Raw genomic sequence first — 17,117 nt, 5'->3', positions numbered from 1 at the left:
CACGTTGATTTAGAACACATTTTACCTTGAATTCACAACAAAAAATCCGGAGAGAATTATCCCCCCGGAAGCACGCTCAAATATTCATCGTATAATTAGCTAATTAACCAATGATGCCAGTAAAATAAATACCCCAAATAGTACCGGTCACACCGATGGCAATTAACAGGTTGGTGAACAAATTACCTAACTCACGCTGTTCACCAAGAACTTTATCGTCCTGTCCAGCACTGAAAAAGAGTGACCATGCTTGGTTAGCATTAATGTTTTCAAATTGGTTGAAACTGGGACGAAATACAACTGGTCCAAGCAGGTCTTTGTTGGGGTAGTCAAAGTCAGTACGCATAGATGTCTCTCCTCTGTTTGTTTTAATTAATCTGTTGTCAGTTGTGAACTACTTGGGAATCGCTGTTTGCAATTAAAAGTTAAATAAAGCACTCAAACCATGTCCGGTAGTCGCTTCAAGGACGATTAAGGCGACAAATCCAATCATTGCTAAACGTCCGTTTAATTTCTCCGCATATTGGGTAAATCCAAATCGAGGTGATTCCTGTAAATACATTTCTGGTTCAATCGCGACTTTGTTGAGACGAGCTCGTTCGTTCATGGCAAAGTTTCCCTGGGTCATAGGTTTCCTCCGTTTATTTTGATTACCTTAACTATTTGTGTAACTGTTTTTTAACTTATGTAAATAAGTATTACAAAAATCTTGACAAATAGCTTGGTGTGTAAACCGAACATTGAGGGGGGAAAACCGTCGAGGGATTGAGAATTTTCCTTGGTTCCGCACTCTGGGTGGAGACAAGGAACGAGACTCTCTTTATCTCGAATCATTGCTAGGAGCCTTTTCCCTGCTATCAAAATTAACGTGGGTACTCACGTAAAATTCGTAAAATTAGTGTGGTGGAGTACTAGCCGCTTTTGCGTCTACACTTTCAAGTCAGTAACTGCGTAGAAAACATCAAACAACAGACAGGGAATCTACCATGACTGAAGATCAACGAATTGTATGGTTGCAAGAACGAACAGTTCTGGGGGTATTATCGACCGAGGTACTAAATGCGATCGCATCCCAATTTATTCACAAAGTAATTCCCGCCGATACTCAATTTATCAGTGAAAATACTATCCCCGATGGTCTATATCTGTTGGAAAGTGGTCGGATTGAGACCAATAGCACTAATCCCAAATATACAAGTGCTTGTTGCGGTTTACTCCCCGGTACGGCAATTAATTTAAAAGAATTACTTCTTGATCAACCTTCTGTCTGCAATATTGTCACCCTGAATGAATGCCATCTTTACTTTCTCAGTGCCGATAAATTTCGCACCATCATTCATCAGTACCCGGAAATCAACCAAGCTATTTCTCGACTGTTAGCGGACGAATTAGCCCAACTCGCTTCCGCTTTTGACTACGAACAACAGCGTTCCTTGGAATTGCGTCCTTACCTGGTTACAAAAGCTAAACGGGGAATCGTCGGTAGTAGTCGCTATGCCAAAAAATTACGTGAACAAATTCGGATTGCCGCCAATAACCGTAATTCTACCCTCATTTTCGGTGAACCTGGTCTAGAAAAAGACAATATCGCCGCTCTTATCCACTACAGTTCACCCCTTCGACGCACCCCTATCATTAAAGTCAACTGTGGTTTTCTCCAAACCAGTGGTGCAGATTTGTTTGGTCGAGTCGGTGGTAAACCAGGATTACTCGCCTATTTGGGTAATGGTACTCTTGTTCTGAATAATATTCAGGAATTACCCCAGGAATTATTACCAGCAATTGTTAATTTATTACAAACCAATACCTATAAACCCGTACCACGTGTTGGAGAAGCAGAACCGGAAACCTATACTAGTCAAGCTCGTATCCTGATTGTCTCGGAAAAAACTGTACCAGCAATTGAGCGTAGTGTTAGCTCCACGATCAAAGTTCCACCCTTACGGGTTCGCAAAAGTGATATTCAAGTCCAAGTTGACTATTACATGGGCTTATATACCCGTGCAAGGGGTATTCCCAAACCCCAAATGACACCGGAAGCATTACGACGCTTACAATCCTATGATTTTCCTGGGAATCTCAAGGAACTAGAAAGTTTAGTAGAACGAGCAATTATTCAAGCAGAAACTAATCAAGAATTAACCGAAGAAATATTTTGGTCAGTCCAAACTAAGAAAAAACGTTTTCGTGTCAATCTACTGAATTTATATCCCCAATTACGGCGATTCTTGCGGAGTGATTGGTATCCTGACCGGATTAATTTTGGCTTTACTACTATTGCCTTTGCTGTGATTGTGGCGGTGTTATTTTTTGGTCCTCAAACCCGTGCAGAAAACTTTGGTTTGAATTTATTTTGGGCTTGGTGGTGGTTAGGTTTTCTGTTATTATTTCCCTTTCTCGGTCGGATTTGGTGCGCCTTTTGTCCATTTATGATATATGGTGAAATTGCCCAAAAATTATCACTATATCTATTTCCACGCACTTTGAAAAAATGGCCCCGTGAACCAGCAGAGAAATGGGGCGGTTGGTTTTTATTTACTTTATTTACTTTAATATTTTTGTGGGAAGAACTCTGGAATTTGCCAAATACTGCCTATTTGTCGGCATGTTTATTACTATTAATTACTGGGGGTGCCGTAATTTGTTCGCTGATTTTTGAACGCCGATTTTGGTGTCGTTATCTCTGTCCCATCGGGGGAATGAATGGTTTATTTGCCAAATTATCTATGACTGAATTACGTGCCCAACAAGGAATTTGTGCAGCTAGTTGTACAACCTATCAATGTTATAAAGGTGGCCCCCAAAAAGGCGAAGGTATGGCAACAAATGGCTGTCCATTATATTCCCATCCCGCCCAATTAGAAGATAACCGGGATTGTGTTTTATGTATGACCTGCTTAAAAGCCTGTCCCCACCGTTCCGTAGAATTTAACTTACGTCCACCGGGAATTGAACTTTGGACAACCCATAATCCCCGCAGTTATGAAGTAGCCCTATTATTTTTACTTTTAGGTGGAGTATTCCTCCATCGCTTACCAGAAATTCAAACTTGGCTGGGATTAAACCTGGATTTACAGCAATTTTTCCCCCACTCACTACTATCCATTCTTGCCCTAATCATTCCTGGATTCATCTGTATTGCTGCCAATATTTTCACTCAAATTTGGTGCTGGATTTACCCTCAATTACTATCACTCCAGCCAAAACAACCAGTAACCCCAATACCTCGGATCAAAGCTCGTAAATTCATCGAACTTGCCTATGGTTATTTACCCTTAGTATTAGGTGGGAATATTGCCCATTATTGGCACTTAGGATTAAGTGAAGGCGGAAAAATTCTCCCCGTCACCCTTGCGACCTTTCAATTAAATAATATCCATGTACCAATGTTTGTTGCCCATCCCGCAGTGATTGCTTTTTTGCAGGGTACAACATTAGTGTTTGCGGTACTGCTTTCCATGATTTTGACCCACAAAATCGCCCGTCAGCCATTATCCATCTTAATTTGGCAACATTTAGCAACCCTGGGATTAGCAGCTAGTATGTGGCAAATAATAATTGTTTGAATTGTAATTTCTGGGCTGATATGTTTTCCTGTTAGTTTGTTGACAGTTGACAGTTGACGGGTAGAGGTAGGGAGATTGCCCATGAACTATCCCCAGCGAAAAGCCCGCTTATTGACAGTGTAAAGTATAATCAATATTCCGATACTTATGATGAGAATATCGATTTGTGGATTGACCTGTTGTACATTTAGGGCGAAGATAAAAATTATGGTCTAATCTCAAATCTGGTTATGGTTGTCGTGTCTTGTCTGTTGGAGAAAATGCGATTGAACTAAGGTTTGTATTCCTGAATATACGACTTCTAGTTCAATCTGCTTTCCCAGACTGATAGATTTAGGTTTGGTTGCAATCAATCAAGCTGCTGGCAATTCAGGCATATTTCAGAAGGTACAGTGATTAAATTTAAAAAAACTTTAGAATGCTGATATCCAGTCTATTATTTTCATCTTGATTCTGTACCCGATCGAAATTGCTGCATTATCAATTATCAATAGTCAGTTAGTTTTGATTTCAATCAATCTTGCAACAAAGTCATGGCCAGTTGTTTCAGCCAGAATCATCAAATCAATTAGTCAATTAGCGTGAGGGACGGGTGTGGAAACACTTACACAGCAGAAAAATATAGGTTCTAGTGTCGGTATGAAAGTAGGCGATCGCGTTCGTGTTAAAGATTCGATTGTTGTTTACCACCATCCGGAGCATCGTGGTAAACCCCTCAATATTCAAGGGTTTGAGGGAGAGGTGGTCAGTATTGTGAATGAATGGCAAGGTAGACCTGTCAGCGCTAATTTCCCGATTCTAGTTCAGTTTGCTGATAGCAAAAAGTTTAAAGCACATCTACGGGAAAATGAACTGGAAGTGATTTCTTCACCCGATTAGATTTTCCTTCATATCTGGGACTGGAGAGAAAGTCCCAGTATCACAGTATCATATCTAGGTTTTGCTTGGGAATATCAAGCAAGTAGGGAAAATCTAAAAGCGCTCCAGTTAAAATTAGTAATTTTATCAACGGCGAAACCAGGCAAAAATATTCAATTCGCCGCGCATTTTTTGCAAATCATGGCGGTTTGCGGCTGCTGTGGCATGATACCATTGACAGTATTGGGCAAATTCGTTTCGACTACGCACCTCCGCATAATATTCCCGCGTAATTTGGGCTGCTGCTAGTACGTCTTCTGCTTGGGGTGGTAGTGCTGGGATGATGTGTGGTAAGTGATTAGACATTGGTTTTCAGTATATGGGAGTAGCCTACATGTATTAGGTATGAAAGCGGCTTTTCCCCACTCACCTTCAAGTCAGGGGATAGGTTGTCAAGTGAGTGAGGTGCAAGGAGCGCTTTTATCTTAACGCTTTTTCGGGGCTAAAACCGCAACTACAAATCTAAATCAACCTGTGTTACGCATTCCCGCAGCGATACCGTTGATGGTCAAAAGTGCGCCACGCAATAGTTCACCTTTGCTATAGCGGGAATGGATAACTCCAGTGGTGACGGTTTGTTTTGATGCTCGCAGACGTTTGAGGAGAGCTACTTGAATAAAACCTAACGGTACAATTGTTGCATTCCGTAATTGTACGGAGCGCTGGAGGGTGGGGTCGCCGTCTAGCAAGCGTTGGTGTTGGGTGATTTTGAGGACTAAATCACGAATGAGGTAATATTCTTGACGGATTTGGGCGAATAATGCCTCAAATCGTTGTCGGTCTTCAGGTTGGGAAAGTTGTTGGACATAGTGTTGGGCCATTTGTAGGTCAACCTTGGCTAGGGTCATTTCGGCTTTGGAAATCACCATTTTGAAAAACGGCCATTTGACGTAAAAGGAACGTAATAATTGCAGGTTTTCTTCTGGGTTTTCGTTGAGAAATTCCTGCATGGCGGTTCCCATTCCATACCAGGAGGGGAGGAGAAAACGGGTTTGTGTCCAGCTAAATACCCAGGGTATAGCCCGGAGACTGCTAATATTTTTTTGCCCAGAGGGACGACGAGCAGGACGGGAACTAATTTGTAGTTGGCTGATTTCTTCGATGGGGGTGACTTGGTGGAAAAAGTCAATAAAATCGGGTTGTTCGTAAATCAGGTTGCGATAATGTTGGCGCGATCGCACGGCTAGTTCTTCCATGATTTCGTTCCAGGGTTCGATGTTGTCGAAGCCGTTACGTAGTAAGCTCGCTTGGATGACTGCGGTGGTGATGGTTTCTAGATTGTACAGGGCTAAATCTCGTAGGGAGTATTTGGAGGCTAATACTTCCCCTTGTTCGGTGATTTTAATGCGTCCATTGATGCTGTGACCTGGTTGGGCTAAAATCGCTTCGTAGGCTGGCCCACCACCGCGACCCACGGAACCACCACGCCCGTGAAATATGCGTAGATTAATACCATGAGCTTCAGCGATTTCCTGGAGGGATTTCTGGGCTTTATGAATTTCCCAGTTACTACTTAAAAAGCCGGAGTCCTTATTGCTGTCGGAGTAGCCCAACATGACTTCTTGGAGGTTGGGAGTGAGGGGGGAGACCGGTGCATCGGGTTGGTTGTGGATGGCTGGGAATCCACCTGCGAGTAAAGCTCGATACAGGGGTAAATCGAATAATTGGGCCATGATACTGCGCGATCGCAACAGGTCTTCCACGGTTTCAAATAGGGGGACTACTTGCAGGGAACCGATAGCTGTACCGGGGTCAAAAATACCAGCTTCCTTGGCAAACAATAGTACTTCTAACACGTCGCTGACTTCGCGACACATGCTGATAATGTAGGTTTGACAAATGTTGTAACCAAATTCCTGCTGGAGCGATCGCACGGTTCGCATGGTTTGAATGACATCATTGGTGCGATCACTAAAGGGTAATTCAGCTGGGATGAGGGGACGACGGGTTTGGAGTTCGCTGACTAACCAGGATATACGTTCTGCTTCACTGAGGTCATTGTAGGAACGGTCAAGAATTCCTAGGTAGGTGAGAATTTCGTTGAGAGCATCGCTATGACGGGAAGATTCTTGACGAATATCCAACTGGGTCAAGTTAAACCCAAAAATTTCGACTTGGCAAATTAAGTTTTCTAGGTGTTGACAACTGAGACCAGTTTCCGTCAGGTTGCGCTGGATTAACCGCAATTCATTCAAGAAATCATCACCCGAACGGTAGTATTCCCGTAACTCATCCTTGAGGATTTCACCATTTTGCAGCAGAGAATTGCGATCGCGGGTATTTTCTAAACGTTTGAGGATATAGGACAGTTTGAGACGGTAGGGTTCCTGACGGTAACGTAGGGCTAATTCTTCGTAAACTTTGCCCAACTGGGATTGATCAAATTCCAAGGACTCCAGTAAATCGGGGAGAACATCACTCCAGTGCATGGAGACACTTAATAATTCTCGCAGCGATTTTACTGATTGAATGTATTTTTCCAGGACTAAATGACGTTGATAACAGGCTGTTTCCCAGGTAATTTCCGGAGTTACAGAGGGATTGCCATCGCGATCGCCCCCCACCCAGGAACCAAATTTACAAAAGTTTTTCTGGGGAGGTTCCAACCAGGGAAAGGTTGCCTGTAAAGTTTTGCTTAACCGACGATATAACTGGGGAATCGCATCAAAAATCACTTCTTGGAAGTAATGTAGCGCATAATCAACTTCATCCAAGACCGATGGTTTAAACTGGTGTAACTCGTCGGTTCGCCACCACAGACGAATTTCTTCCAATAACAAAGATCGAATCTCTTCCACTTGCCAAGAACTAGCTCCACCATAGCTGGAAGGATGATTTAAGGCATCTAATTGCTGGAGAAGTTGGACAACCCGTCTTTGTTTACCACGAATGGTATGGCGGACAATTTCCGTGGGATGGGCTGTAAATACTAAACGCACATCCAATTGATCGATTAAACGTTGAATGTGTTTAGGAGGAACATTTAGCTTGAATAACTTGGGAAACAAACTGCCAAAAGTACCCTTATCTTTGGGAGAATTGGCTTGATGCCAACTTTTGGCTAGCATTTCGGCTCCAATGCTGTTATTATTTGCACCCACGGTTTCCGCAGCTGCTAAAGCCACCTGTTGATGACCATAGTGGGTCGGAGATTCCGGTTCCACCTTATAGCGCATCATTTGCTGGCGTTGTTCGTAATCCTGCTCAATAATATTAATTAGCTGAAAATACAGGGCAAATGCTCGCGAAGCTCGAATCGCCTCATTGATATCCAACTGCTCAATCAATTTGAATACCGAAGCCGCGTTTTCATTCGTAGCATGGCCCTCCGGTGAGCATAAATCACGCAACTGACGTAACAAATCGACCATTTGCTGACCGCATTCTTGCAGTAATACCTTTTCCCACAGTTCCTCCATAATTTGTAGGCGCTGCCTTAGAAATAAATCCAATTCGGGGTCAATATTTACTGCTGGAGAATCAATTTCACTATCGTATAAAAGGGAACTCATATCTGCTGGCCACGAAAATGGGTGTTTGTAGGTATGCTCAACCACTGCCCCAGGATCATGATTTCAATGTCAACTAGTGCAAGCATTGCGGAGGGTGAGTAGAGCGCGTAAAATTTGAAAGTTATATTATGTAGTCTATTTAACGGTTTATCGAAGTGGTATCAGTACCATCATTAGTGCTATTTGTCGAGGGAAATGGCAAAATTGGCAAGCGATCGCCCCGAAAAATTTCCTCACTAGCTTGGGAACAGGAAATGATTGTCTCCCCCACAGCTTTCTGGCAAAATACTGCCCCTAATAGACAAATCGTCCCTAATCCCAGTAGGAGGGAAGAAGGAGGGGTCAAGAATTCGGGAATCATGGAAGTCGAAGATGGTGGAGGATTAATTGATGACATTGCGGTGATATTCACTCCTATCGGATTTGTACTGACTGTTGAGGTTCTCCCCACGCCAAAAAATGTAGGATGATTTCTCAAACAGTAGGATAATTCTATGGTTCTAGTTTACAAGTTATTGGTGATTCAGGATTTATCGCGGTTGAATTCGATGACAATTTTACAAGTTCGCCAATGGGAGTTGGACGAATCCCAAAATCAGTTTATAAGATTATGTTTTGATCTCGATCCTTCAAATTTAAGGTTCCTTGACCAAAATAGGGCAGAGGATAATCGGTTTAAGTATAAATTCTGTCCTCAGTCCCAAAAGGTGACAACCTCCTAAATTCAAGCTCCTAAACTTTGTATTGTGGGGATTCCCTTTTATTTATTTTTCTGCCTTCCCGTGTCCTGTCATGCAATTTTCCATGAAAACAGTCCTTCCAGATACTCAGCAATCCCTGGCACAATGGGTCAGCCAAGCTACGGGTATAAATACGTTTGGGGTGAAAATCAGATTGCTTGGCAATGATTTACATATTCTTTGCGAAGCGGTGGAATGTCCCCAGCGTTGGCAGATGCTCTCGGATTTACTCAGAGCGCTACAGCAGACGGATTTGGATGCATTAACCAAGGCCAATCAAGTTGGGGAAACCCAAAATCGTGAGCAGCCCTCAATATACCAAGTATTTGTCTACGGCAGAAAAAAAGGTGAACAGCGACCGCGATGGTGTCACCGGGTTTATCTTAACCAAATTGACCGCCATTTGGAACAGGTAGAAAAAGCCCTGGTCAAGGTGAATCGGTCACAAATTGAACCGGGGGGGGCTTTGATTGTGTCGAATGAAAGTTTGGCACGTCAAGGAAAACCAGAGGCGATCGCGCGGTATTTAAGCGAAACTCTCAGCCCTTTGGGGATTGATGTCCAGGTGAAAGTTCGCCCCCACAAGTCCCGTTTTTCCCAAAACCCAGATAATTTCCGGCTGTGGGTTTTTTGTCAATCTGCCTACAGTCCTGACCCCCAGTTAATTGCTGAACCTGTAGCGGCAAAATTGCGTCATCTGAATCTAACGGGCTATGGGGATGCAATTATCGCTAACCAAGTGCAAGGGGAATCCAAACCCGATTGGTTATTGCGGATCGATTTAACTCCTCCCGAACGAATGTTGAAGGAATGGTCGCGGTGGGGGGATGTACAAGCAATTTCTCGGTTGTTAGCTCAGGAATTATCCACCCTACAAGCCAAAGTAACTGTCACCCTCAAGGATACCACTCTGCATATTTTTTGCAGCCCCGCTAGTAGTGTAAATCCCACCTATGTTCCTCCCAAGCAAAGATGTCTGGAAATTATTGGCAAATTCCTCGAATCCATTGCTCCCCAAGCCATAACGGCCGCAACTGTCTACGGACAAACCCAAGCAGTTAATGATACACCAACATGGATTGATTGGTTATCTTTACCTGCGAAGGAACATCCAGCTTTGGCTCAACCGGTTTTGGAACTTGCTAGCTGTGGTGATGAACCAGCAATTTTATTTTTGATTGAGCGGTTACTTAATCCGAATTTGGATTGGCGTTTAAAAACAGGTGGAATTCGGGTTTTACTGAGTCGCAGGGGCGATTTATTACATATCATGTGCGATGCTCCCATCTGTCCCCAGCGTAAACAGGTAGTTCATCCAATTAGTAAGTTAATACGGGAACTACGCATTCCCGGTATAGCTGGTATCAGGATTTACGGTCGTCGGGCTGGTAGTAAGGAGCCATTTTGGAACTACGGCACTGATTTTCAAGCTCGTGATGTCATTGTCCCCGAACCAACACCAGAATTTGCCGCCACATCAGCCTACGTACAGGAATTATTACCAACCGACAATGCCGAAGCTACCATCCGTCCCGATTTAACCAAAGAAGACCTACAAACCTTCGTCACCACAACTATTCGAGCAATAGGCGATCGCATCCGCCAATTTTTACTTAGCAGTCAACTATTTGCCGAATCCCTCACCCCCGGTCAGACAACTTACCCATCCTCTAATTATTTAACTTTACTTGTATGGGGAACCCTCGGCATACTATTAACAGTGCAAGCTGATTGGTTATTTCATTACGTAATCACCCAAACTAAACCGAACACCCCCCTCACCCAAGTAACTAGTCCACCTCCACCCCCACCAACAAACAACCCAGACCAATTTACCACCAACTCCCCCTCCGCAGAATTTAACGCCTCCGGCTTTACAACCACCAACCCCCCTAGAGGTAATGGAACCGCCACAGCCATTTTACTCGCAGCGCGATCGCCCATTCCCACCTTCAACGCTCGTCAGCTAGATGAACAACTAGCTCTGTATAAACAAAGACTTCAAGAGTGGGGTAATCCCCCGGATGTATTGATTATCGGTTCTTCACGAGCCTTACGGGGAGTAGACCCAGATGCCTTAGCCAAATCCCTCAAAAATCAAGGTTACAGTCAACTGAATATTTTTAACTTTGGGATTAACGGTGCGACAGCCCAAGTAGTTGACTTTATTTTACGTCAAGTCCTTGCCCAGGAAGAACTACCAAAAATGATTATTTGGGCAGATGGAGCGCGGGCTTTTAATAGCGGTCGGGATGATTTAACATTTAATGCGATCGCGGCATCCCCTGGTTATCAGTATGTCATTGAACAAGCCATTAAACGCAACCAAGGTGAACAAACATCAGATACAGCCGAGCTTACCAGTCAGCCCGCAAAAAATCACAGCAACAGCTATCAAATCGCCAATAACTGGTTAAATGAACGGTTCAGTAACCTATTTGCCACCTATCCCCATCGTCAAGAGTTGAAACGCTTAATCACCGACCAAATCAAATTTTTCCCCGGTTTGGGTGCCAATAATCCCGCATCAAACTCCCCAGATTCCCCATTAGCAGCCAATCAAACCGTAGATTTTGACGGATTCTTAGCCCTTTCCGACCGCTTCAACCCCTCAACCTACTATCAAAAACATCCCCGCGTTCCCGGTAACTACGACAATGACTATAAATCTTTTCTGTTATCAGGACAACAGGACGCAGCCCTACAGGCAATTTTACAATTTGCCAATACTCAAAAAATTTCCCTCGTATTTGTCAATATGCCCTTGAGCAATGAATATCTAGATCAATATCGTACAATCCACGAACAGGAATTTCAGCAATACATGTTGCAAATAGCCAGTGAAAACTCCCACTTTATTTTTCGCGATTTAAGTTTACTTTTTCCCACCCAAAATCAATTTTTCTCAGACCCCAGTCATCTAAATCAATATGGAGCCTATGAAGTATCGAAAAAACTTGCCACCGACCCCATGATTCCTTGGAAAATAAAACAACGGGAGTCGGGAATCGGGAGTCGGGAATCGGGTAAAAAAAGCCAAGGAATATAATTAATTATGGAACAACGGGAGTTGGGAATCGGGAGTTGGGAATCGGGTAAAAAAAGCCAAGGAATATAATTAATTATGAAACAAAGGGAGTCGGGAGTTGGGAATCGGGAGTTGGGTCAAGAAAGTAAAGGAATATAATTTAATGATGTCTGATGATTTCTGAATTGATGAATCCAAAATCTAAAATCCAAAATCGAATAATCCAAAATCTAAAATCCAAAATCTAAAATCGATCGAATGAATTTCATCTCCATCCTATACAGCATATTCTTATTAAGTGTTTTGGGAATCTACTGGTCAGTCAATTCCGAATCTCACCGACTGTGGATTATACTGATGGCGAGCATAGTTTTATATGCATCCCTACAACCCCAATATCTTCCCCTGTTAGCCGTATTAACCCTAGTTAATTATCAGTTAGGTGTGGCTTTAGGACAAAATACTGCCCCTGGTCGCCATAACTTTGATTTCCAAATATCTAATATTGAATGGCAATTTGCCCAAGCGGATTGGAACCGAAGACGATGGAAAATTATGTGGCTAGGAATTATTTTAAATATTTTGATTTTAGCCACATTCAAATATGTTGAACCCTTCCTCAAATTTATTTCTACCGATACTGAAAACACCAGTTTCTTCAACTTCCAACTAATTGCTCCCCTCGGTATTTCCTATTTCATTTTTGAATGCATTGCTTACCTTGTTGATGTTTATCGTGGCGCACCTGCAACTAAAAATTGGCTGAAATTTGCAGCCTATAAAATCTTTTTTGTCAAAATCGCTTCTGGTCCGATTACCCGATTTCATCACTTTGCCCATCAACTTCACACCGCTCGATTTCCCGGTGGGGAACAAATTGCCGATGCACTCTGGCTAATTGCCCGTGGCGCTCTCAAAAAAGGTATACTTGCTGATAATATCGGTGTCTACGTGGATTTATGCTTTGGTAATATCCAGAGGGCTGGTAGTGGCGACCTGTGGTTAGGTACATTCGCCTATGGTTTACAACTTTATTTAGACTTTAGTGGCTACGTAGATATAGCTAGGGGTGGAGCCTTACTCTTTGGGATTAACCTACCCCAAAACTTTGATGCACCATATTTTAGTACTAGTATTGCTGAATTTTGGCGGCGTTGGCACATGACTTTAGGGGATTGGTTGCGCAATTATTTATACTTTCCCCTGGGAGGTTCCCGTCAAGGTCTGACTCGCACCTGCATTAATCTGATTATTGTGATGTTGATTGCTGGAATTTGGCATGTGGAACCACGGGGATTTCTGGGATTCGTGATTTGGGGACTTTACCACGGAATCGCATTAGCAATTCATCGGATTACTGATGTATTGAGCGATCGCACAGGAACTTTGGAAAATTTCTGGCAATCACCCTTGGGAGTATTCCTCGCTTGGTTACTCACCCAACTGATGGTATTCACCGCTTGGATTTGGTTCCGTTTACCAAACCTCCAGGACTCATTACTGGTATTCCAACGTTTGTTTAACCATAAAGCAGACCCCCAATTCATCCAACAGGTTTATGTGGAAGCCCTCAAAATTAGCCCACCCCAACTTACCTTTTTGTTGATGGCGATCGCAACCCTCATGAGTTTAGTTTATCTTTTTAATCGCCAATTTAAACTGCAATTCAATTGGCCTGTCAAAATCCTATTTGTACCCATGTGCTTCTACCTGGTTGCAATCCTTGCTCCCGAAGGAAGTGTCCCCTTCATTTATTTCAATTACTAAATCTGAAAGGGATTAATTAATGCAGTAGTGCCTAAGAGGTTGTTTGTCAAGTATTAACGTAAGTTCGATGAACCTTACCCCAACCCCTCTCCAGGATGGAGAGGGGCAGAAAAATCCGTATTTTTAACCAAAAATTTATGTTTTCAAAGCCTCTCCCCAAGAAGGGGAAAGGTTTGGAGAGGGGTTATTTGAATCCGTCGTAGCTCGCTACGACCCAGGAGTACTCACGTAGTATTAATTATCAATATTTGGACTATCGTCCCGACTCTGGACATGGGGTTATAAAGCTGATTTTTCCTTCGAGAGTACAGATGCGACATGTCGCGTCTCTCCCTATTCCCAAAAACGATAATTCAAGTATTAAAATCGACTTTTAAAACATCCTCTAAGTCATCAAATCGGATTCCGATATTAAACTTCCTCTGGATTTATTCCCAAATCTCTTAACTTCGCAGCGAAACGTTCAGCTTTTTCTGTTGCGGTCAAAATCCAATTTCCCGAACTATCATACCAGCGCAACCACAACCGTTCGATATCCTGGTAATTACCCAACCACAAACCAATCCCTAATCCTAATTCCGGTAACCAAACCCGATTATCAGTAATTGTCATCGACTGATAACGTCCGGCAATATTTTGAAATACCTGAAGTTCGTCACTGTAGCGGTCAAAAACAATATAGTAAGGAATACGTAAAATCCGCTCATAGACTTCCCACTTAGTGGGGGGTTGATTAACTTCTCGTAAACTCTGTCCTAAATCTTCCTTCTCTGTACCTGGAGAGATTAACTCCACCACAACACTGGGATCGACACCCTCTTGCCAAATTACATAACTTAACCGTAAATCATGACCCTGGTATAAACGTGGTACACCTAAGACCGCAAACCAATCTGGACGCTTGTACCATTGGGTATGATTTGGGTCATAGTAAACATTCAAGTCTGCGGCAATAAATACCTCATCTTTGGGGTAGTCGGGTGGAGTAAAGGTTTCCCGCAATAATTGGGGTTGGAAATCGTGAAATTCGTCAGGCAAACCAGGTTCCTCCGGGTCTTCACTTTTTAAATCGTACATCGTGGGAAGTACTTCCTGGGCAGGACGTGGAGGATCTGTTTGAAACATGGGATATAAATCAACTCATTAAATACTCATTTATTACTCATTTATTAGGTTAGCTGATTTTCATGGAAGTAGCCTACATGTAATGCTGATACCAGAACCTATGAAAGGGATTTTTTCCCACTCCCAACTCACTTTCAAGCAAAACATGGGGTTGTCAACTGTTGACAATCACCAGTCAACAGTCAACGGTCAGCATTCCTAAGATTCAGCCCAATTTTTCGCCCAATTCAAGGTAGCATGAACATCATCCAAAGTTGCGGCTTCACAATATAACCGTAACACTGGTTCCGTACCGCTAAAACGAATCATGAGCCAACTGTTGTCAGCCAAACGGAACTTGTAACCATCGATGGTTTGACAATCCGTTACCGCTTTCCCCGCAATTTCCGTTAATGGTTGATTTTCCAATTGGGCTAATAACTTTGCTCGTACATCCATACTCGCCAAAGGTAAATCAATGCGGTCGTAGGCAGAACTAAACCCGGTTTTTTCCTGCAACATCCGGTAGTACTCACCCAAATCTAACCCCGAATCGACAATCGCTTCCAAGACATACAAAGCCGAAAGCAGAGCATCCCGTTCTGGAATATGATTACCATAACCAATTCCCCCGGATTCCTCTCCCCCTAATAATACGGGTACTTCCAACATCCGGTCAGCGATATACTTATAGCCAACCGGAGTTTCAAACACTGATAAACCGTGCATTTGAGCCACCTTTGGCATTAAATCAGAACCACTGACGGTTTTAATTATTTCCCCAGTAAATTGCCGACGCAACTTTAAATGGTCGATTAAAATCGGAATTAATACCTGGGAACTCAAAAAATTACCATTGCCATCAACGGCAGCAATGCGATCGCAATCTCCATCAAAAACCAAACCCACACTTAAACTATCAGGATTTTCAGTCCGATGTTCTTGCATGACTGCAAACAACCGTGATAGATACTTAGGTAAAGGTTCCGGTGCGCCACCCTCAAATAACGGATCGCGATCGCTATTAATCTCCCGCACCTGATCACCAATCAATCTTCCCAAACCACCAGCCGATGCACCATGCATTGCGTCCACAAATACGGTCAGCTTACCTGTGTTGACAGCAGTGCGGATTTTTTCGATATCAACCTTTGTTTGTAAACCCTGACAATAACTATCCCAAGGGTCAAACATCTCGACCTGTCCAGGTTCCGCATTCACGGTGACATCCTGAGTCAATAAAGCTTCAATTTCCTTCGTCACCTCTGGTGGAACCGAACCACCAAAAGCACCTTTGACCTTCAAACCCGAATATTTACCAGGATTATGACTAGCTGTAATCACCAACGCACCCAAGGCATTGCGATTTTTTGCAGCCCAACTAAAAGCCGGAGTCGGTGCAAAACACTCCGTTAACAGCACATCAAAACCAGCCTGAACCACCGCATCGGTGACAACCCTAGCAAAGTCTTCAGACATAAATCTGCGGTCATAACCGACAATCACAGTCCGATTACCGACCATCTGACCATAGGTATAGGATAAAACCTTCGCCGCAATCGGTGCCACCAAAGCCACGCGCTCAAACGTAAACTCTTTGGCAATTACACCGCGCCAACCATCAGTTCCAAACTTAATTAAACTCACATCAACCGACATATCAGGTCCCCCCAATTTTCAACTCAGGATTCTAGCATTTATATCGGGCACCCGGTAGGAAAATTATAATTATAAGTATAAAATCACACTATAACCCGCCCACAGGCGATGAAAAATCACGAATTACGTAGACGCGTAGCGGCTTGCCGTAGGCTATTACAAATTACGAATTAAGAAAGCAATACTCCTTAATAGACCTAACTATTAAGGAGCTGATGTAAATTGTGGAGAACAAATTGCACCCTGAATGAAGTTTAAAAATCATCAACTAAATGACTGAGACGACTAATCACAGGGTCAACCTCCTGGGGTGGAGGTGAACTGAACCCAGGACTGGAATGGGAACGCTTATCTGCAACAGGTGGTGATGGCATTGATGAAACCTGGACTGTCACACCTTGGGTAAGAACCATCGCCAGTTGGGCAATTTGTTGATTTAACTGCAATATCTGGCGTTCCATCACATCCAATCGATTTGCTTCCTTTGCAAAAAAACGTTCCTCTAGGTCAGCCATTTGTCGTCGCAATACGGCAAGTTGTTGTTCAACCCCTAAATTAGACCCAGTGATTGCGTGAGCAGAGTTGGACGATTTTGTCTCCTCTGCGACTTTCCCCTCCGGTAACACCATTGGGGAACCGGAGACGGGACGAACAGACTCTGGTACGCACAAAGCTTGCCAAAGTGCTTCCTTGCATAAATCGCTAAACGACTTGTCAGGGTCTTTCTCCAAATGACTTTCGACTAATGCAAGTAAACTTTCGTCCGCGACTCCAGGATTAAACGAAACGGATTTAACGACTTTTTTGGACCATTGGAACATCA

12 protein-coding genes are annotated in these 17,117 nt (G+C 43.2%); 4 read left to right on the top strand and 8 right to left on the bottom strand.

The annotated features are described in order from the left end of the window. Positions 1-103: 103 nt before the first annotated feature. Together CDC37_RS05680 and CDC37_RS05675 are read right to left on the bottom strand one after the other, a co-directional pair. Positions 104-346 (bottom strand): hypothetical protein, encoded by a 243-nt coding sequence (locus tag CDC37_RS05680; RefSeq protein WP_096620882.1) that lies wholly within the window; start codon positions 344-346, stop codon positions 104-106. A gap of 72 nt (positions 347-418) precedes the next feature. After that, entirely contained in the window at positions 419-628 is a 210-nt protein-coding gene (locus tag CDC37_RS05675; protein WP_096620881.1) for a chlorophyll a/b-binding protein, read from the bottom strand. Between the two features lie 358 nt (positions 629-986). Here CDC37_RS05675 and CDC37_RS05670 point away from each other — a divergent pair, with 358 nt between their 5' ends. Both CDC37_RS05670 and CDC37_RS05665 read left to right on the top strand, forming a co-directional pair. Next, positions 987-3,566, top strand: a complete 2,580-nt coding sequence (locus CDC37_RS05670; RefSeq protein WP_096620880.1) for a sigma 54-interacting transcriptional regulator — start codon at positions 987-989, stop codon at positions 3,564-3,566. A gap of 639 nt (positions 3,567-4,205) precedes the next feature. Further along, positions 4,206-4,445, top strand: coding sequence for a ferredoxin-thioredoxin reductase variable chain (locus tag CDC37_RS05665; protein ID WP_096620879.1), 240 nt, complete (start codon positions 4,206-4,208; stop codon positions 4,443-4,445). Positions 4,446-4,571: 126 nt separating this feature from the next. On the opposite strand, the gene CDC37_RS05660 is transcribed toward CDC37_RS05665, so the two are convergent. From CDC37_RS05660 to CDC37_RS05650, 3 genes are all read right to left on the bottom strand, one after another. Next, the gene (locus tag CDC37_RS05660; protein WP_096620878.1) at positions 4,572-4,790 is read right to left on the bottom strand and encodes a hypothetical protein; all 219 of its coding nucleotides are present in this window, start codon (positions 4,788-4,790) and stop codon (positions 4,572-4,574) included. Positions 4,791-4,951: 161 nt separating this feature from the next. Next, positions 4,952-7,996 carry a phosphoenolpyruvate carboxylase gene (gene ppc / locus CDC37_RS05655; protein WP_096620877.1) on the bottom strand — a complete coding sequence of 1,015 codons (3,045 nt, stop codon included), beginning with the start codon at positions 7,994-7,996 and terminating at the stop codon, positions 4,952-4,954. A 139-nt stretch (positions 7,997-8,135) separates the two neighbouring features. Further along, positions 8,136-8,393: a hypothetical protein gene (locus tag CDC37_RS05650; protein ID WP_096620876.1), complete on the bottom strand. Its 258-nt coding sequence runs from the start codon at positions 8,391-8,393 to the stop codon at positions 8,136-8,138. A gap of 407 nt (positions 8,394-8,800) precedes the next feature. On the opposite strand from CDC37_RS05650, the gene CDC37_RS05640 reads away from it, so the two are divergent. Together CDC37_RS05640 and CDC37_RS05635 are read left to right on the top strand one after the other, a co-directional pair. Next, positions 8,801-11,785 carry a DUF1574 family protein gene (locus CDC37_RS05640; protein ID WP_096620874.1) on the top strand — a complete coding sequence of 995 codons (2,985 nt, stop codon included), beginning with the start codon at positions 8,801-8,803 and terminating at the stop codon, positions 11,783-11,785. 237 nt (positions 11,786-12,022) lie between these two features. After that, complete coding sequence (locus tag CDC37_RS05635; RefSeq protein ID WP_096620873.1) at positions 12,023-13,531, top strand: MBOAT family O-acyltransferase; 1,509 nt, start codon at positions 12,023-12,025, stop codon at positions 13,529-13,531. A gap of 411 nt (positions 13,532-13,942) precedes the next feature. Here CDC37_RS05635 and CDC37_RS05630 read toward each other — a convergent pair whose 3' ends face one another. The 3 genes from CDC37_RS05630 to CDC37_RS05620 all read right to left on the bottom strand — a co-directional run bounded on the left by CDC37_RS05630 (position 13,943) and on the right by CDC37_RS05620 (position 17,115). Continuing rightward, on the bottom strand, positions 13,943-14,656 hold the full coding sequence (locus CDC37_RS05630) for a Uma2 family endonuclease (RefSeq protein WP_096620872.1): 714 nt from the start codon (positions 14,654-14,656) through the stop codon (positions 13,943-13,945). A gap of 198 nt (positions 14,657-14,854) precedes the next feature. Then, a complete protein-coding gene (locus tag CDC37_RS05625; protein ID WP_096620871.1) occupies positions 14,855-16,294 on the bottom strand; it encodes a phosphoglucomutase/phosphomannomutase family protein in 1,440 nt (479 codons plus the stop codon). A 254-nt stretch (positions 16,295-16,548) separates the two neighbouring features. Next, positions 16,549-17,115: a plasmid segregation centromere-binding protein ParR gene (locus CDC37_RS05620; RefSeq protein ID WP_096620870.1), complete on the bottom strand. Its 567-nt coding sequence runs from the start codon at positions 17,113-17,115 to the stop codon at positions 16,549-16,551. Positions 17,116-17,117: the final 2 nt, after the last annotated feature.

This window comes from Calothrix sp. NIES-3974 (genome assembly GCF_002368395.1).
Classification (GTDB): Bacteria; Cyanobacteriota; Cyanobacteriia; order Cyanobacteriales; family Nostocaceae; genus NIES-3974.
This window is presented reverse-complemented; position numbering and strand designations above follow the sequence as displayed.